Raw genomic sequence first — 17379 nt, forward strand, 5'->3', positions numbered from 1 at the left:
TCACTTTACTGGCGGGAGGCTCCGTCTCGTGTCTTAACCAGAGTAAACAATAATGACAGATAAGGGAAATATGCTACCAGAATCAATTCTATTCCACGAAATTAGTACCCTTATTGAACAGAGCCATATAAAGGTAGTCTCTCAAGTAAACAGCACCATGACCCTACTTTTTTGGCAGGTAGGCAAACGAACCAATGAATTTATACTGGCACATAAACGAGCTGAATATGGCCAGCAAATTATCGTTTCGCTGTCAGGACAATTGGAAGAACGCTTTGGCAGGAGCTTCGGAGAAAAAAATTTACGGAGAATGCTGCAATTTGCGAGTGTGTTTCCAGAACCTGAAAAAGTCGTTACACTGTCACGACATTTAAGCTGGTCGCACTTTCTGGTCTTGTTGCCGCTGAAAACAGCAGAAAAACGATTGTTTTATGCCCAGCGGACCATTCAGGAGAAGTTGAGTGTCCGGGAACTTCGGAAACAAATTGAGCAAAAAGCTTATGAACGCACAGCAATTGCGGATGCGCAATTACCAAATAAAGAACATCACCTCTCCGGTAGTTTTAAGGATCCTTACCTATTAGATTTCCTGAACTTACCGGCTGGTTATCTTGAAAATGACCTGGAAACCGCTATCTTGAGAGAACTTGAAAAATTTATTCTAGAGGTAGGGAAGGGTTTTGCCTTTGTAGAACGGCAAAAACGGATGATCATTGACGGGGAAGATTATTACTTAGACCTGCTGTTCTATCACCGTAAGTTGAAACGGTTGGTCGCCATTGAACTAAAGATTGGCAAGTTCCAGGCAAAACACAAAGGCCAAATGGAGCTATACCTCAAATGGTTGAATAAACACGAGAAAGAGGAAGGCGAAGAAGCACCAATTGGACTCATCCTTTGCGCAGAAACGAGCCGGGAACAGGTAGAGCTGCTGGAAATGCATAAAGATGGCATTATGGTAGCCGAATATTTGACTGAGTTGCCACCCCGAAAAGAATTGGAACGGCGCTTACAGAAAGCATATGTAGAGGCAAAAGAAGTAATAGAAAAAAGGAAACAACTGGAATAAAAAGAAACACTAAAATACAAGGAATAAAATGAAAGCACGATGCCTTAATAATGTGTATATCAAATAAAAATGAGTCATTAACATAACCATTGTGCGAGAGCGAGGCTCCACATCGTGCCTTTTTTATCAGCCCTTAGGCCTGTGGTACACCTAAAAATACATGTTTCTTTCAAGAGCGAATACAGCAAGATAAAGCTCACTAAACCCAAAGAGCGAACTTTGCTGAAATGGATTTTCTCCAAACTGCCTGGAGGGTAGTAGCTACAGGCTATTTTTCAAAGCTGGGTAAAACCGGTTTTTTTAGTTCGTATACGGGTAGAATTATATTAATTTGTAAATATTGTTATAATCCCAAATTGAATAAAGTATGAATATAACACCCGAGCACAATGCTAGAATGGCAAAAATGACATTTGCATCCGTATATCCGCACTATATCACAAAAGTACAGCGCAAAGGCCGGACAAAAGAAGAATTACACCAAGTTATAGCGTGGTTGACGGGCTTCGAAGATAAAAAACTGCAAGAGCTGGTTGAGAAGAAAGTGACTTTCGAAACATTCTTTGAAAATGCAAAATTGAACCCCAATGCGCACCTCATTACAGGCGTAATTTGTGGCTACCGGATAGAAGAAATTGAGAATCCTTTAACAAAACAAGTAAGGTATTTAGACAAGTTAGTGGACGAATTAGCAAAAGGCAAGAAAATGGAGAAGATTCTGCGACAAGCGTAAAAGCAAATGACAAACGCCACGACAGAAACTTATAGCGGGTAAAGTGCTTCAAAACCGCTGGAAGCTATATGTAAGACCGTTAGTCTGAATAAAATAATGCGAACCTTAAAAATTGTGCTAATAATTATCGTTTGCGCGGCAATTACTATGACCCTTGCTTTAAGGATTATTAAAGTAAACAACGATGAATCAACAACTACAATATTTATTAATGCTGATAAGGGAAGTGAATTTACAGTAGCAGAATATATACCTGTTTCAAAAGAAATATTTATAAACGATTCGATTGTTTTTCCATTAGGTAAAGTTTATGTTCAAAATGAAGTTATGCTGAAGCACCATTTCTTTATTTTTTCTGAATATTTTGAAAAGTCTCCCAACAATGGGAAATACCTTACATATAATTCTGATGGTCTATCCAATAAACACAAGTTTGTGCTTATTGCAAGTAGAACAGATACTACATTTCAAGAAATGAGCTTAACTAAGGCAGTTGAGCCAGATTTGAATAATTACAGTTTAAATAATCAACTTATTGATTTAAGAAATATTCAATATGATGCTACTGACTATGAAAGCTTAGATACATTGAAATTTTATATCAAAAAGGCTACTATCAAGCCTTTTAATTTTCAAACATCAGGCAAAGTAAATTCTACATATAATATAAACAAAATAACCCTTGATAAAACACCAGTGGATTCGGTGTTATTCGTTAAGAAAAAATAATATTACTAAGCTTAATAAAGTAAGTGTATACCAAATCCTGTTTTGCTGTGATTTTGGCATACATACGGCCTGTCAGCCAGAATTTCATTAACCCTTAAGAAGGTAAGCTTTTACCTGGGAATGCTTTCTTGAATATTAACTGATACTTTTTAAATAAACTTCATGAAAAGTTTTGTGTTTACTTTATTAGGTTTCTTGTTTTTTACCCAAAACCTAAATGCCCAGGAAAGCAGGGTACGGGAAGTCCGAAAAAATGTACCATTAGATTCTATTGTTTTAAGTGACCCTTTTATACTGGCCGATCAGAAAACAAAAATGTACTACATGACCGGAACCGGCGGTATGCTCTGGAAGAGTAAAGATTTGAAGCTATGGGAAGGACCTTATCAGGTAACGAAAACCGACCCAAATTCCTGGATGGGACCAAAGCCCATGATTTGGGCGGCCGAAATTCATGCGTATAAAGGTAAGTACTATTATTTTGCCACTTTCACCAACCGGGCCGTAATGATAGATACGGTTAGGGGCAATGCCATCGAACGCCGGGCCTGCCATGTGCTGGTAAGCGATAAACCCGATGGCCCCTTTGTACCTATGCAAGACCCTACTTATTTGCCGGCCAATATGCCTACCCTGGATGGAACGCTCTGGGTAGATAAAGACGGCAAGCCCTATATGGTTTACTGCTACGAATGGCTGCAGAACTGGAACGGCACGATGGAGAAGATCCAACTAAAACCCGATTTAAGCGGCACCATTGGAAAAGGAAAAGTTTTGTTCCGGGCCAGCGATTCTCCCTGGAGCCGGGAAAAAGATGAAAATGGCCAGGAGAAACCAAATAAAGTAACAGATGGGCCTTACTTATTTAAAACCAAAACCGGGCGCTTAGGCATGATTTGGACCAGTTGGATTCATGATGTTTACACCCAAGGCGTGGCTTATTCAGAAAGCGGTACCCTCGACGGCCCCTGGATTCATGAAAAAGAACCGATTACGCCGCTCAACTTCGGACACGGGATGTTGTTCCGCACCTTAGATGGCAAGTTGCTAATGTCCATTCATAGTCATAAAAGTATAAACGGCCGCTATCGCCGCATTCCGCACTTGTTCCAAGCAGATTTATCGGGTGATAAGCTAGTGGTAGGCAAGCTTTATAGCCCGAAATAAAAGGCCAGAGGCCAGAAGAAAAATCGCGAGCGGGACGCTCGCGCTAGGGGATAGTGAAGAAATATCAGTTTAAACTAAAACCGCCGGCCTCAGATAGAACTCAGACCGGCGGTTTTAGAGGTTAAAAACTGATTAACAAAAATCGAACAACGATTAACGAACAACGGATAACGAAAGGCTACTTTGCTAACTGGGCAATTTTTTCCAGCGGAATGGTGTCGGCTAAACGTAAAATATCGGCTTCTTTGGTGTCGTCCATTTTTAAATTTACCAGGGTGTTCTGCATTGGGATTTGTAAGTCGTAGTTTACTTTTTTGGTTTCGGTGTCTTCGTTTTTGTATAACACAGCTTTGTAGCCCTGCACTTTTACTACTTTTTGCTTGCCGTCGCCGGAGTTACCCACAAACGGAATAGCCAGGAATGTATTCAGGCTGTTAATGAGTGGTGAATTATTAATTACATCGATGCTGGCGGTTTTGGCACCGGTGCCGTAGGTGCGCTGCACAAATAAACCCATGCCGCCGGTACTGCCGCTGCCAGTGGTGTTATCGTCTTTGGTGTTGGCGGTTAAAGCATCCATTTTGGTCGGCAATAATTTCAGAATGTCTTTCCCGATGGCAGCATCTATCTCACGCAGCATTTGTTCCATGGCAAAACGCGAGTTGCCTAAGTTGCCGGCTGTATAGGCGGTGCGGGCGGCCGTTAAATTTTTAGAAAAGTCCTGGGCCTGTGCCCGGAAAAAGAATACGCTTAAAAGTAAAAGCAGGAATATATTTTTCATGTTTAATAGTGTCTTTTAGTAAAGTAATATTTTTGAACCCGGCTTATTTTTCGCCGAGCATTTTTTAATACCGTCAATATCCAGGGTATTGGCAGCGGCCAGCATATCCTGCTCATTCTTAAAGTTTACGCCTTCGTAAACCACCACCGAGGATTGGCCAATGGGCACACTGACTTTATACCCGCTGTCTTCATCATACTCAATAATGGCACGGTTGTTTTTTACTTTGGTTTGTTTCCAGTTTTGTTTGCCACCCGAAGTTTGGGCCGCAGCACCGCCATTGGCAAAGTACAGGTTCAGGCCGGTCATCAGGGCCGCATTATTTGCTATAGCAATCCGCAGTTCTTTATCGGCATTGTCTTTATACTGGCGCTGAATGGTTAAGCCTACCCAGCCCCAGCCGGTGCTGGTAACCTGGTCTTGCTCGGCGTCTTTTTTCAGGCCGCTGATGGTTTCGGGCAACGATTTTAGTATTTTCTGGCCGATTTCCATTTCTACTCCCAACATGGCCTGCTGAATAGCGTAACGGGCTTCGCCGTATTTACCGGCCTTGAAAGAACCTTCGGCATCGGTTAAATTAGCTTTTACATCGGGTGGGGTAGAAACCAGGCCGGCGCCCCCTTTGTTGCCGGCCCGGGAGCCTGAACTTGTTTCAGCTGCGCCAGTACTATTGGCGGGCTGACTGCGGTCTACACCCATGGCTTTGTCCACGGCTTGTTCGGCTTTTCGCTCAATGTTTGACCTGACGCGGTTCAGGAGCACCTGCCCCGAGGCAGCTTCGTGCAGCAGGCATAAACTTACAGCAATCATTAAACCAGGTAATTTTTTCATAGTTTTTTAGTTAATGGTGTTTGGATTATTAATTTTGCTAAAACTTTGATAAAGTTATAAAATATCTTTTTTAGTTAATAAAAATTCAAATATTTATTTTCAGTTTGTTTCAAAAAGCTTCTTAATATTTCGTATTGCACAAGAATTAACCTTTATAGCGCTAGAAGATGCGGAAAATAATACTTAACTTGGCGGTAAGTCTGGATAGTTTAATTGAAGGTCCGAATGGTGAGTTTGACTGGTGTTTTACCGACCAGGATTATGGCATGACGCCGTTTCTGGAAAGTATTGACACGGTAATATTCGGGCGTAAGAGTTACGAGTTAATGTTGCAGTATGAGGCAGAGCCATATCCGGGTAAATCGAAATACGTGTTTTCCCATCAGCTGCAAACCAAAGTTCTCAATACCCAGGTGGTAGCCGGCAATGTGAAAGAGGTAGTTAACCAAATACGCCGGCAGCCCGGTAAAAACATCTGGCTTTTCGGCGGGGCCGAATTAACAAGAGATTTTTTGAACGCGGATTTGGTAGATGAATTGCAACTATCTATTCACCCGATAATACTGGGGCAGGGCAAGCCCCTATTTATTGATATTCAGGAGCGAAAACATTTTCGGTTTACCGATGCTAAAACATACAGTTCCGGACTGGTACAGGTTTTTTACGAGCGTGACGCGCTACTGCCGGGTAAGGTTTAAATAAACCGGACCAACAACAGCCCGAACCAAATGAATATTTTGATTTGGTTCGGGCTGTTGTTGGTCCGTTTGGTAAAATATAAACAAATTGCCGGCTAAACGATTACTGGTTTAGTGTTAGGTAAGCGTTTAGCCGCAAGGATATTTTAAGAGGGTGATTCTCCCATTTCCTCGGTTTGGGTAAGCAAGGCTACGGTTAAGCCCATTAAACCGGCTCCCAGAAAAGTATTGCGGGCCCGTTGGTTATGCGCAAACCCAAATAACCACGGAGCGGTTACGGCCAAGGCATTCGCAGCCAAATCTATCATTAAATGGGTTTTAAAGGGCATTACCCGGAACAGCCCTAACTCGTAGCGGGTAAAAACACTGTACAGCAAGGCCCCGCTACCCATTACGCGGCATAAGGTAGTAGCGGTTTCTTCCTGGTCTTTAAAGCCTGCCAACTCCGGGGCGGCCGATACTATGGCAGCATATTTATAATCTATTATTCCGTGGACAAATCTGTTTATTGGTTTTTCCATTTTGCTGGCAAATTAAGGTTAAAAAAGCCGGTTCCACTTTCGGGTAAATTCCCGTAAATTAAACGACCGGATTTTTCAGAATACGCACCCAATTCATCTGTGTTTTGCCTGGCCCGAAAAGAATTTTATAACCTAAATCAAGCGGTGCTTTTACCTGGAAAGCTAACCTGGCTGCCCATAATATTTTTTAATTATTACTAATCAGCGACTATTAAAGAACCCCAATTAACTACCTCCTGCTTTTAGCAGGTTTAATAGTTTAAAGAAAGCGAGGTGCTAATTAGCTACCAACTCCTCGGCTAATTCTAAATGCTCGCGGGTAACATATTGCCGGCTGTCTCTCACTACTCTTCCGTGCCCCAGATACACAAAGCACGGGAACTCATCCTGGGGTCGGTTGGCTTCAAACAGCAGTCTGTAAAAAGAGTGTATAATATAAATCTTCCTGTTCTGGTTATTAAATGCAAGGAAATATTCACTGGTATCGTAAAGGTGTTTCATAAATAAATGGCGTGTTTTTATTAGGGTTGTTGTCTAAACAGCTGCTTGTTAATTTTAATGGATTTTAAAATGATGTTTTGCATATTTAGATCTTAATGCTTATTGCTTTATAAACTTATGCAAGGAAACTTTGTCGTGTATTAAAATAGGATTATAATTATTTATACGTTGTATATTCTGCTTAAATGGGTGTTTTTATATAATGATAGCAAGGTATATATAAGTAAAACGTTTTGCAAGTATTTGCACAAAATAATGTTTATGGTTTCTGCTTTACCTTTGGTTTGTAACTTGTTGCTGGGTTTGATTTCCCCCTTGTTTAAGGCCGAATGGCTATTTGGGCTTGTAAATATCAGCGGCAGGCTAATGCAATAATATAAAAATTACTATTATGAATATTTTTATATAAGCTAGGGTAGTTTTATGAGAGATTATATGGTTAAATGATAAGTATCATTCTAATTGGCACCGGTACTCAGATTTAAACATAACGTGAGTGGTGTTGCAATCGGAAAACCTATTTTCAGCATGGTAAGAACTATAAAATAATAGCTTATAATTGCCACTTAAAATCAAACATTATTAGGGATAATGGAAGCAGGTTATAGCGTTCGGGAAGTAAAAGAAGCCGACATTCCGCAATTATATGATTTGTACCGGCAAGTAGCCGCCGCTGGTGGCTTAGGCCGAACTCCTGCCGAAATTTCTATTGCCTATATCCAGGATTTTGTAACTAAAAGTTTAGAAAGAGGGCTGATACTGGTGCTTAATCCCAAGGGAGATGAAACCCGGATTGCCGGGGAGATTCATGGTTATTCTTTAGGCCTGCAGACTTTTGCGCATATATTGGAGCAGGTTACCATGGTGGTGCACCCTTCTTTTCAAGGCACAGGTCTGGGAAAACTGCTTTTAAACAGCCTGCAGTTGCAGATTCAGGAGAAAATGCCCCACATTAAAAAAGTGGAGTTAATGTGCTTTGGCAATAACCAGCGCGCGTTAAATTTGTACCTACACAATGGTTTTGAAATAGAAGGCCGCCGGAAAAGCCGGGTACTTTTAGCGGATGGTACTTTTACTGATGGTATTGCCCTGAGCTGGTTTAATCCGGCTTATACCGGATGAACGAAAGGCTACCCTATTGTTAATCAAAAAATATTTACGTTCTGTTTTAATTGTCGTGGGGTCTTGCTTTATTTAAGACTTTTACGGCCTTTTAATTTTCTTCGGAAAACCATGCAAGATAAAAACTTTCAGTCAGGCGCCCGCCGCTTTAACCCAATCACTGTTATTAAATATTACCTGCTGGCTGGGCTGTTGCTGGCGTTTGCCAGGGTTTCGGTAGGGCAGGATAAACCATTGCAGTTGGCAAAGCCGCTGGAGCAGGGGCATTCGCATAACGATTACTGGCGATCCCGGCCATTGTTGGATGCCTTAAACCAGGGTTTTAAAAGTGTAGAAGCCGATGTTTTTCTGGTGGACGGGGCTTTGCTGGTGGGTCACAGCAAAAACGAATTAAGTCCGGCTAAAACCCTGGAGTCGATGTACCTGAAGCCCTTGCAAAACATAGCCCGGGAAAATAAAAAATTATACCAGCAACCAAGCGTTCTTTATTTATACATCGATTTTAAAACCGAAGGAAAAAACACTTACGAAAGCTTGGTGCCCGTTTTAGCCCGCTATCAAAATTTGCTGGTAAATCCGCTAAATAAAAGCCGGAGCGGAATGGTAAGGGTTATTCTCACCGGCAACTATCCGCAAGAACAGGTACTGGCCGATAAACAACGACTGGTATTCTTAGACGGCAAAGTAGAAAATCTGTCCCAGAACCTGAATCCGGCATTTTTTCCGGTGGTAAGTGGTAATTGGGCTAAATATTTTACCTGGAAGGGTGAGGGGGCCATGCCGGCAGCCGAAACCCGCCAGTTAGCCGAGTGGGCAGCCCTGGCCCAAAAAAATGGCCAGCAAATCCGGTTTTGGAATATGCCGGAACAAAGCCGTGACCAGATAAACAGTATCTGGCAGGAGCTACTTAAATATCCAGCTATATTAATCGGTACCGATCATCTTGATTGGCTAACCGGAATTCTAACTGATCGCAATAAATAATAGTTTTTATCCCGGTAAGTTTCTCTATATAGTTTAGCCTCGCCAATATGAGCCTTTTTACATATCTTTTCGAATAGATAGGAAAGAAAGGTCGCTACTGCTTTTAGGTATCTAACCAAATTTATATGCTGTCCTATCGCTTTTTAGCGAAATCGATTTTTCCTTTGCTTATCTCCCCCAGTTAAAATGAAAGTAGTAAACGAGTGGGCACGGCAGGCGTTTTTCTTGGTGCAGGCTTAATAATTTGATAACCTCCTTCTTCTCCTGTTGTAATCAACCAATCTTTACTTTGTGCCCATAAATTCTGGTGTGGAGCTCCTTGCGTGATTTATTTTCTCAAACAAGATCTTGTTTATTCCATTTTATGAAAGAACAGTAGATTTTAAATATTATAATTTTATAGATCTTAAATAACATAATAAAAAATTTTAAAGAAGTATTTGCGAATACTAAGATAATTCCCATTCTTTAGGAAATATTAATGAAAGAAATAAAAAGTAAAATCGAAAGCAAGTAAAAGTATATTAAATATGAGAGCTTAACATGTTAGTAATGATTAGTTTATATTAAATAAAGTACGAGGTGTTTGTTGCTATTCGTCTGTGCGCCTCGGATTCACACCATAATTTATTTTAAGAATACAGGACATCGAACCCCTAAACTGTTTGTTATGAATAAAAAAATACCACTAGAAAGTAAAGGAAGCGCCAACCGCCGGTGCGGCCTTTTATTAATGGCGCTATTGGGTATTGTGCCAATAGCAGGCTTTACCAGCGGACTAGAGGCTGCTTCTTCTAAATTAGTAGTATCTGTTACCCTGAATACTATTCGCCAGAATGGTACAGTTACTGGTCAGGTAAAAGATAGTGCGGGACAGCCCTTGCCAGGTGTTTCTGTTTCTTTAAAGGGAACGAACACTGGTACTATTACTGATGCGGATGGCCGCTTTAGTATCGCTACGCCCGATGGCAGCCAGCCGGTGCTTATTTTTACCTATATCGGTTTTGAGAAGCAGGAAGTAGCGGTAGGTAACCAGAGTACGTTAAATATAAACCTCCGGGAGGATGCCAAAAGCCTGAGTGAAGTGGTGGTGGTAGGGTTTGCCACCCAGAAAAAAGTAAACGTAACGGGTGCGGTAGAAATGATAACCGCCGAAGACATCGCTAACCGGCCTACTACTTCAGTTTCTACTGCCCTGCAGGGATTATTGCCAGGTTTAACTGCTATCAGCCCCGATGGATTTCCAGGAGCTACCGGCGCTACGCTCCGGGTGCGGGGCGTTGGTACTACCAATAACTCTAACCCCTTTATTTTAGTAGACGGCATTCCGGGAGTGGATATTAACTCGCTTAACCCCGATGACATTGAAAGTGTTTCGGTACTGAAGGATGCGGCTTCGGCGGCTATCTATGGTTCCCGGGCAGCTAATGGGGTAATATTAATTACTACTAAAACCGGCAAGCTTAACCAGAAGCCTACTATTGGTTATAATGGTTATGTAGGGGTGCAAACACCAACGGCGCTGCCCAAAATGCTGGGCTCGGCCGAGTACATGGAAATGATGAACGAGGCCCAGCGCAATGTAAACCTGCCGCAGACGTACACGCCCGATATGATTCAGAAAGCCCGTGATGGTTCTGACCCTAACTATTTTGCCAACACTAACTGGACCGAAGAGCTATTTAAAGATTATGGTCCTTTGCAAAACCATAATGTTAGTTTAAACGGCGGCTCGGCCGACTTTGGCTATTATGCCTCCTACGGCCGGCAAGACCAGAAAGGTGTAGTAGTAGGCGACCAGTACAAGTCAACCCGCAACAATGCCAAACTACGGGTAAATGCGAACAAAATCATGAATTTCCTGGATTTAGATGCCAACTTAAGTTACATCGACCGGGTACAAAACCAGCCGGCTGCCGGAACAGAAGCCGGCAGTGGCGCTATTTATACTACCCTTACCATGTCGCCGCTTACGCCCGTACGGTTTACCAATGGCGGCTGGGGCTACGGTGGCGGGTCCAGTAACCCAATTGCCATTGCCGAAGACGGGGGCTTTAATAATTTTGCCTCGCAGGAATTTTACGGCAATCTATCTGGTACCATCCACTTTCTCAAAAATTTAAGCCTGAGGACACAGTATGGTTTAAACATGATTAACCAGTTGCGTTCTACTTTCTCGCGCAAAATAGATTATTTCTACCCCGAAACCGGTGCTTTCTGGTATTCAAATGCTACGAGTAACCTGCTCGAAAACCGCGATTACAAAAGCCGGCTCGAAAACTTATCAGGGGTACTCAATTATAATACCAGCATAGGCAAGCATGGCTTTACCGCCATAGGCGGTTATCAGCAGGAAACCTTCCGGTACGATACTTTCTTTGCCTCCAAAACCAATTTTGTAAGCGACGATGTAACCGTGTTTAATTTAGGAGCAGCCAATCCTATTGCCAGCGGCGATGCTTACCAGTATGCGCTGCGGTCTTATTTCGGACGGGTAAACTATAATTTCGACGAGCGCTACTTATTAGAGTTAAATGTGCGTTATGATGGTTCCTCGCGGTATGCGCCCGGCAACCGGTACGGTTCCTTTAAATCGGGTTCTTTGGGCTGGCGCTTTACGCAGGAAAGTTTCTTAAACCTGCCCCAGCATTTACCCTGGCTAAACGAAGGTAAATTGCGGGTTTCTTACGGCGACTTAGGTAACCAGTACGGCGCCGACGGACCGGCTTACTCGGAGTGGTATCCTTATATCCGGTCTATTAACTCGGTTAGCACCATGCCGATTGGTAATATTTTAACCAACGGTCTGGCGCAAACTATTCTGGCTAACCCGCTCCTGCAATGGGAAAAAGTTACGATGCTGAATGCCGGTATCGACCTGACTTTCCTGGATAACCGCTTAACCTTTACCGGTGACTGGTTTGATAAAAGAACCGTGGACGTGCAATTAAAAGTGCCGCAACCGGATGTACTGGGTTTAACCGTGCCGGATCAGAATGCCGGTGAAATATCAAACAAAGGTTGGGAAGCTAGCTTGGGCTGGAACGATGAGCGCAATGGCTTCCGCTACGGTGCTACCGTGCAGGTATCGGATGTTCGCAACGAAGTAGTGAACCTGGGCGGAGCACCACCGGTGATTGCTGACCGTATCCGGCAGGTTGGTTACCCTATTGATGCTTTCTACGGTTACCAGACCGATGGTTTGGCCCAGGTAGATGATTTTGAGGCGGATGCCGGCGGAAAATTAACGCCTAAGTTCCCGATATTTGTGGCTGATGCAGGCAAAGTAGCCCCCGGTGATATTAAATACCGCGATTTAAACAGCGACGGGGTGATTACCGCTGATAAAGACCGCGTGGTAATTGGTAATGCTTTCCCGCGCTATACTTACTCTTTCCGCGCTGATGCTGCCTATAAAGGTTTCGATTTAAATATATTCCTGCAAGGTGTAGGCAAAGGCAATGGTTATATAACCGGGGTAGGCTTGCACACTTTCCACGCCGACGGGTCTTTCCCGCAGGAGTTTCACCGCGACCGCTGGACACCGGAAAACACCGATGCCTCATACCCACGGTTTACCTTTAAAGATACCCGTAATGCCGGTCGTTTATCTGATTACTGGTTACAAAACGCTGCTTATTTACGCCTGAAAAATATTCAGTTAGGCTATACCCTGCCAACCAGTTTAATTTCCAAGTTCCGGTTGCAGCAACTCCGCTTCTATGTTTCCGGCGAAAACCTGTTTACTAAAACCGATTTCTTCTACGCTTATGACCCCGAAAACGCTACCAACAGTGGCGGCTTGTACCCACAGGTTAAAACATTTGTATTCGGCGTTAATCTTAAATTAAAATAGTAAGATACCAATCATGAAAAATATAGATAAAACTGCAAGCCGGCGTTCTTTTCTGAAGAAAACCACCTTATATGGTTTAGGTACCATGGCTTTGCCGCCCTTTTTAGCCTCTTTCTTAACGGGTTGCGAAGATGACTTTCTGGATCGTCAGCCGCTAGATTCTATTACGGATGTAAGTTTCTGGAAAACCGAAGAACAATTAAAATTAGCTGTAAATGCCTGCTACTCTTCCTTAAAAGGTAAAAACGTGGTAGACATGGAGAATTTGGGGGATAACACCATTTATCCGCCTCAGTCCGATTATCAGGCCATTTCGAGTGGTAACTTCGATTTTTCTATCGGTACTATTAATAGTGAATGGACGGCTCAGTATAATGGCATTCGCCGGTGCAATCACTTTCTCGAAAATTATGACAAAGCTACGGGTATAGCGCCAGCCCTGTTGACGCAATATGTAGGCGAGGTTCGGTTCCTGCGGGCTTTTTTGTATAGCTACTTATCTTTCTTCTTCGGCGATGTACCGTTGTTAACCAAAACCCTCGACATTGGCGACGAAGAAGTTTACGGCACCCGCGAGGAACGCGCCAAAGTAGTAGATTTTATCCTGACGGAACTGGAAGAGGCTGCCGCCGGACTGCCTAAGACTTATACTGCCGCTAACCTGGGCCGTATTACCAAAGGTGCCGCCCTGGGCTGGAAAGCCCGGGTAGCTTTATTTTATAGCCGCTGGGAAATGGCGGAAACGGCTGCCAAAGCCGTTATGGACCTGAATGTGTACCAATTATATTCTAATGGCAACCCTAAAACCAGCTACAACGAATTATTTACCGACAAAGGCAAACTGGCTGCCGGTGCTAACAAAGAAACCATTCTAGCCCGGTTGTATCTGATTGATGTGTCGATGCACAACATGAGCCGCGAAACGCAGGTGCCTGACCAGCAAGCCCGTTTCAGTCCTACCAAATCTTTAGTAGACAGCTACCTGTGCAGCGATGGTTTACCCATTGATAAATCGCCGTTGTACAAAGAGGCAACTTACGCTGATATTTTTGCTAACCGCGATCCGCGCATGACCCAAACGGTATTAACACCGGGTGCTACCTGGGGAGGATTAGATGATGGCGACCAGGACGATAAACCGAACGCTACTTTTACCCTGCCTAAGTTTAACTTCGACCGGAAAGGGTGTGTAACTGGTACTGGTTTTTATTTTACCAAGTACGTGGATGTGCCCGCAGTAGGTACTTTTAATAAAGACGATAACGACATTCATGTGATGCGTTATGCCGAAATATTACTAACCTACGCCGAAGCCAGGTTGGAGCAGAACAAATTAACCCAGGGTGATTTGGATTTAACGATTAACAAACTACGGCAGCGGGTGGGCATGGTACCCATGGTAATAACTGAACTGGCTGCTAAAGGTCTGGATTTACGCACCGAAATCAGAAGAGAGCGTCGGGTAGAACTGGCCCTGGAAGGACAACGCTACTTTGATATTTTGCGCTGGAAGCAAGGCGAATTGCTGGCCCAGGATGTAAAAGGCCTCAAAAAGAGCTTGGTACCCAGTTATTATCAATCTATTGTGGCCAGCATCCCCGCTGATTCGGAAGGTTACATGATATTCCAGTCCGGCCGCCGGTTCGATCCGGCTAAAAATTATTTATGGCCAATTCCGATTACCCAGTTTCAACGCAACCCTAATCTAGGACAAAATCCAGGCTGGTAAACCCAGCTTGGTCAACTAAAACAGATAAAAATGAAATATTCTTTTTTATACTTTATAATAGGAGCCGCCTTACTGGCGGTTTCCTGTTCTAAAGCTATTAATCCGGTGGCAAATTCCGAGGAACCAACTGCTGTGCGCGTAATGGCTTATAATATTCACCATGCCAATCCGCCTTCCCGACCCGATTTTATTGATATAGAGGCTATAGCCAATACAATACGCGCGCAGAACCCCGATTTAGTAGCCTTGCAGGAAGTAGACGTAAATACCGAGCGTTCGGGCAAATTTAACCAGGCCGAAGAGTTAGCTAAAAAGTTAAACATGCATTATTTCTTCGGCAAGGCTATTGACCACCAGGGTGGCGATTATGGCGTAGCTATTTTGTCAAAATATCCGCTGTCCGAAACCCAGGTACACCGGCTGCCTAGCAAACCCGAAACCAACGGTGAACCCCGCGTATTAGCTACCGCTCAGATTAAATTGCCCAATGGTACCCTCATCCGGTTTGGCAGTACGCACCTGGATGCCCAGAAAGCCCCGGTAAACCGGCAGCTACAGATAGAAGAAATAGGCAAAATTACCGCTACTGAAAAATTACCGTTTATTATTGCCGGCGATTTTAATGCTACGCCCGATTCGGAGGTAATTGCCAGCTTAGACAAAATTTTTACCAGAACCTGCCAGAATTGCGCCCCCACCATTCCGGTGAACAACCCGAATAAAACCATCGATTTTATTGCCTATAAACACCCGCAAGGTAAATTTAGTGTAACCAGCCACCAGGTAATAAACGAGAAATATGCTTCGGACCATTTGCCGGTAGTAGCCTTAATCAGTATAAAACCCTGAGCCGGTAAAAGGCTCCGTATTATCTCCTGCGTTTGGCCAGGTAAACTAGCCCGCCAGATATTCTTATAAAGAACAGGCTTCTTGGTCTCTGTTTAAGACCAAGGGCCTGTTTTATGTTTATTCGGGAGAAGACAAGCCAAAAATAGCTGTTCCTGCAGTTTGTGTTCCTGCCCGGATGCTCAGGTTAAAACATCTAATGGCACTTACCAAAATAGTAAACACCTATATGGCAGGATGGCGAAACAGATATTTTCTTAAGAAAGATTCGATTTTCCGGTTAAATTGGGCTGATAGGTTTACTTTTAATCAGATATTTCCTGGTTAAAGATAAAATTACGCAAAGCAAGTATTTTTATTTTTGCCAAAAAATTTATTAATTATGACTACTTCTTAAAAAAAATAGCAAAAGTATTTGGAGGTGAAGTAGAAAATTGGGTAATTAGAACTATAAAGCAGCACAGAAGATGAGCACGTTACTACTGGAAGATAATTATGTAAAAAATCTGAATAATATTGATCGCAAAAAACACCTGCTCAAAATCAAAATTATTAAATATTTATACATAAAGGGGGCTAAATCAAACACCGATATTTGCAACCGGTTCAACATCAGCTCGCCTACTTCCATGTCGCTGATAAATGAGTTGATGTCCGAAGGCCTGGTGGAAAAGCAGGGGCGGGGAAACTCGCTGGGAGGACGGAAGCCAGACCTGTACGGTTTGCGCGACAATTCTTTATTTGTATTGAGCATTGCCATGGAACGGTTTAAAACCCAGATGGCTATTTTCGATAACAATAATAATAACATTACCGGCATCCAGGATTTTCCTATCTGGATTTCGAAAGATTTAAGTGCAGTAGAACAGCTATATGAGTACGCGAGTAAATTAATCGAATCTTCCGGCATTAATCCCGATAAATTAATGGGTATTGGTATTAGTATGCCCGGTCTTATATCGGCCAAAGAAGGCAATAACTACACCTATTTGCATACCCACCAGGATTCCGAATCGCTGCTGCAGATTTTAGAAGCCAAATTTAAAAAACCGGTTTATTTCCAGAACGACGTTAAGAGTGCTGCCCTGGCCGAATACCGCTTTGGGCTTGCGCACGGCCGCAAAGATGTGCTGGTCCTTTCGATGGATTGGGGTATTGGGTTAGGCATAATATCGGACGGGAAATTACGCAATGGCGCTTCGGGTTTTGCCGGTGAGTTTGGCCATATACCGATGGTAAACGATGGCGCTTTGTGCTATTGCGGCAAGCGCGGTTGCCTCGAAACCATTGCTTCGGGTATTGCCCTGGCCCAAATGGCCAAAGACGGCATTAAATCCGGTCAGCGTTCTATCCTGAACGAGTTATCGGACCGCGAAATAGATAAAATAGAACCCCAGCTGGTAATAGATGCGGCCAACCGCGGCGATCAGTATGCCATCAATATTTTATCCGAAATAGGCGTAAACCTGGGCAAAGGCATTGCCATGCTGATTCAGTTATTTAACCCCGAATTGATAATATTAGGCGGAAAAATTGCCGAGGCCCGGCAGTACATTACTACGCCCATTCAATATTCTATTAATAAATATTGCATGGCGCAACTCCGCGAAAGGACCACTATTTCTTTATCCGACTTAGGACCAAACGCTGGTATTCTGGGTTCGGTGGCGCTGGTGATGGAGAATATTTTTGAAAATTACCTCGAACTGATCGAAGAAAACCGGCAAGTTCCGGTTCCGCCCGGAACAGCCTGAAAACATCCTAAATAGCCAAAAGATGCAGGCTGCTGCCCGAAGTTCTGCCAACCTGCAA

15 protein-coding genes are annotated in these 17379 nt (G+C 43.3%); 11 read left to right on the forward strand and 4 right to left on the reverse strand.

The genetic code is table 11. The annotated features are described in order from the left end of the window. Window positions 1–52: 52 nt before the first annotated feature. The 4 genes from AAE02nite_RS17075 to AAE02nite_RS17090 all read left to right on the forward strand — a co-directional run bounded on the left by AAE02nite_RS17075 (window position 53) and on the right by AAE02nite_RS17090 (window position 3698). Complete coding sequence (locus AAE02nite_RS17075; protein WP_146900323.1) at window positions 53–1069, forward strand: PDDEXK nuclease domain-containing protein; 1017 nt, start codon at window positions 53–55, stop codon at window positions 1067–1069. Between the two features lie 367 nt (window positions 1070–1436). Then, window positions 1437–1802 (forward strand): DUF2200 domain-containing protein, encoded by a 366-nt coding sequence (locus tag AAE02nite_RS17080; protein ID WP_146900327.1) that lies wholly within the window; start codon window positions 1437–1439, stop codon window positions 1800–1802. Between the two features lie 96 nt (window positions 1803–1898). Next, entirely contained in the window at window positions 1899–2531 is a 633-nt protein-coding gene (locus tag AAE02nite_RS17085; protein ID WP_146900331.1) for a hypothetical protein, read from the forward strand. A 162-nt stretch (window positions 2532–2693) separates the two neighbouring features. Further along, the gene (locus AAE02nite_RS17090; RefSeq protein ID WP_146900334.1) at window positions 2694–3698 is read left to right on the forward strand and encodes a glycoside hydrolase family 43 protein; all 1005 of its coding nucleotides are present in this window, start codon (window positions 2694–2696) and stop codon (window positions 3696–3698) included. A 178-nt stretch (window positions 3699–3876) separates the two neighbouring features. Here AAE02nite_RS17090 and AAE02nite_RS17095 read toward each other — a convergent pair whose 3' ends face one another. Both AAE02nite_RS17095 and AAE02nite_RS17100 read right to left on the reverse strand, forming a co-directional pair. Further along, on the reverse strand, window positions 3877–4479 hold the full coding sequence (locus AAE02nite_RS17095) for a hypothetical protein (protein WP_146900337.1): 603 nt from the start codon (window positions 4477–4479) through the stop codon (window positions 3877–3879). A gap of 15 nt (window positions 4480–4494) precedes the next feature. Then, a complete protein-coding gene (locus AAE02nite_RS17100) occupies window positions 4495–5310 on the reverse strand; it encodes a hypothetical protein (protein ID WP_146900340.1) in 816 nt (271 codons plus the stop codon). Window positions 5311–5477: 167 nt separating this feature from the next. Here AAE02nite_RS17100 and AAE02nite_RS17105 point away from each other — a divergent pair, with 167 nt between their 5' ends. Beyond that, window positions 5478–6008: a dihydrofolate reductase family protein gene (locus AAE02nite_RS17105; RefSeq protein ID WP_146900343.1), complete on the forward strand. Its 531-nt coding sequence runs from the start codon at window positions 5478–5480 to the stop codon at window positions 6006–6008. A 146-nt stretch (window positions 6009–6154) separates the two neighbouring features. On the opposite strand, the gene AAE02nite_RS17110 is transcribed toward AAE02nite_RS17105, so the two are convergent. Further along, window positions 6155–6529 carry an SPW repeat domain-containing protein gene (locus AAE02nite_RS17110; RefSeq protein ID WP_146900346.1) on the reverse strand — a complete coding sequence of 125 codons (375 nt, stop codon included), beginning with the start codon at window positions 6527–6529 and terminating at the stop codon, window positions 6155–6157. A 276-nt stretch (window positions 6530–6805) separates the two neighbouring features. Beyond that, window positions 6806–7030: a hypothetical protein gene (locus AAE02nite_RS17115; protein WP_146900349.1), complete on the reverse strand. Its 225-nt coding sequence runs from the start codon at window positions 7028–7030 to the stop codon at window positions 6806–6808. A gap of 591 nt (window positions 7031–7621) precedes the next feature. Between AAE02nite_RS17115 and AAE02nite_RS17120 the strand changes: the two genes are divergently transcribed. The 6 genes from AAE02nite_RS17120 (at window position 7622) to AAE02nite_RS17145 (ending at window position 17321) form a co-directional block, all read left to right on the forward strand. Beyond that, window positions 7622–8152: a GNAT family N-acetyltransferase gene (locus AAE02nite_RS17120; RefSeq protein WP_146900352.1), complete on the forward strand. Its 531-nt coding sequence runs from the start codon at window positions 7622–7624 to the stop codon at window positions 8150–8152. Between the two features lie 111 nt (window positions 8153–8263). Next, on the forward strand, window positions 8264–9136 hold the full coding sequence (locus AAE02nite_RS17125; RefSeq protein ID WP_146900355.1) for a PI-PLC domain-containing protein: 873 nt from the start codon (window positions 8264–8266) through the stop codon (window positions 9134–9136). Window positions 9137–9806: 670 nt separating this feature from the next. Next, window positions 9807–12992, forward strand: coding sequence for a SusC/RagA family TonB-linked outer membrane protein (locus AAE02nite_RS17130; protein ID WP_146900358.1), 3186 nt, complete (start codon window positions 9807–9809; stop codon window positions 12990–12992). A gap of 13 nt (window positions 12993–13005) precedes the next feature. Next, complete coding sequence (locus AAE02nite_RS17135) at window positions 13006–14721, forward strand: RagB/SusD family nutrient uptake outer membrane protein (RefSeq protein WP_146900361.1); 1716 nt, start codon at window positions 13006–13008, stop codon at window positions 14719–14721. A gap of 30 nt (window positions 14722–14751) precedes the next feature. Beyond that, on the forward strand, window positions 14752–15570 hold the full coding sequence (locus tag AAE02nite_RS17140) for an endonuclease/exonuclease/phosphatase family protein (RefSeq protein WP_146900364.1): 819 nt from the start codon (window positions 14752–14754) through the stop codon (window positions 15568–15570). A 464-nt stretch (window positions 15571–16034) separates the two neighbouring features. Beyond that, window positions 16035–17321 (forward strand): ROK family transcriptional regulator, encoded by a 1287-nt coding sequence (locus AAE02nite_RS17145; protein ID WP_146900368.1) that lies wholly within the window; start codon window positions 16035–16037, stop codon window positions 17319–17321. The last annotated feature ends 58 nt before the right edge of the window (window positions 17322–17379 follow it).

It is taken from the genome of Adhaeribacter aerolatus (assembly GCF_007991635.1).
In the GTDB taxonomy this organism is placed as follows: domain Bacteria; phylum Bacteroidota; class Bacteroidia; order Cytophagales; family Hymenobacteraceae; genus Adhaeribacter; species Adhaeribacter aerolatus.

What these genes read in the sequence shown, in the direction of transcription:
- AAE02nite_RS17100 (WP_146900340.1), bottom strand. Translation starts at nt 5,310, where the DNA reads ATGAAAAAATTACCTGGTTTAATGATTGCTGTAAGTTTATGCCTGCTG.
- AAE02nite_RS17130 (WP_146900358.1), top strand. Translation starts at nt 9,807, where the DNA reads ATGAATAAAAAAATACCACTAGAAAGTAAAGGAAGCGCCAACCGCCGG.
- AAE02nite_RS17110 (WP_146900346.1), bottom strand. Translation starts at nt 6,529, where the DNA reads ATGGAAAAACCAATAAACAGATTTGTCCACGGAATAATAGATTATAAA.
- AAE02nite_RS17145 (WP_146900368.1), top strand. Translation starts at nt 16,035, where the DNA reads ATGAGCACGTTACTACTGGAAGATAATTATGTAAAAAATCTGAATAAT.
- AAE02nite_RS17140 (WP_146900364.1), top strand. Translation starts at nt 14,752, where the DNA reads ATGAAATATTCTTTTTTATACTTTATAATAGGAGCCGCCTTACTGGCG.
- AAE02nite_RS17095 (WP_146900337.1), bottom strand. Translation starts at nt 4,479, where the DNA reads ATGAAAAATATATTCCTGCTTTTACTTTTAAGCGTATTCTTTTTCCGG.
- AAE02nite_RS17115 (WP_146900349.1), bottom strand. Translation starts at nt 7,030, where the DNA reads ATGAAACACCTTTACGATACCAGTGAATATTTCCTTGCATTTAATAAC.
- AAE02nite_RS17120 (WP_146900352.1), top strand. Translation starts at nt 7,622, where the DNA reads ATGGAAGCAGGTTATAGCGTTCGGGAAGTAAAAGAAGCCGACATTCCG.
- AAE02nite_RS17090 (WP_146900334.1), top strand. Translation starts at nt 2,694, where the DNA reads ATGAAAAGTTTTGTGTTTACTTTATTAGGTTTCTTGTTTTTTACCCAA.
- AAE02nite_RS17135 (WP_146900361.1), top strand. Translation starts at nt 13,006, where the DNA reads ATGAAAAATATAGATAAAACTGCAAGCCGGCGTTCTTTTCTGAAGAAA.
- AAE02nite_RS17080 (WP_146900327.1), top strand. Translation starts at nt 1,437, where the DNA reads ATGAATATAACACCCGAGCACAATGCTAGAATGGCAAAAATGACATTT.
- AAE02nite_RS17125 (WP_146900355.1), top strand. Translation starts at nt 8,264, where the DNA reads ATGCAAGATAAAAACTTTCAGTCAGGCGCCCGCCGCTTTAACCCAATC.
- AAE02nite_RS17105 (WP_146900343.1), top strand. Translation starts at nt 5,478, where the DNA reads ATGCGGAAAATAATACTTAACTTGGCGGTAAGTCTGGATAGTTTAATT.
- AAE02nite_RS17085 (WP_146900331.1), top strand. Translation starts at nt 1,899, where the DNA reads ATGCGAACCTTAAAAATTGTGCTAATAATTATCGTTTGCGCGGCAATT.
- AAE02nite_RS17075 (WP_146900323.1), top strand. Translation starts at nt 53, where the DNA reads ATGACAGATAAGGGAAATATGCTACCAGAATCAATTCTATTCCACGAA.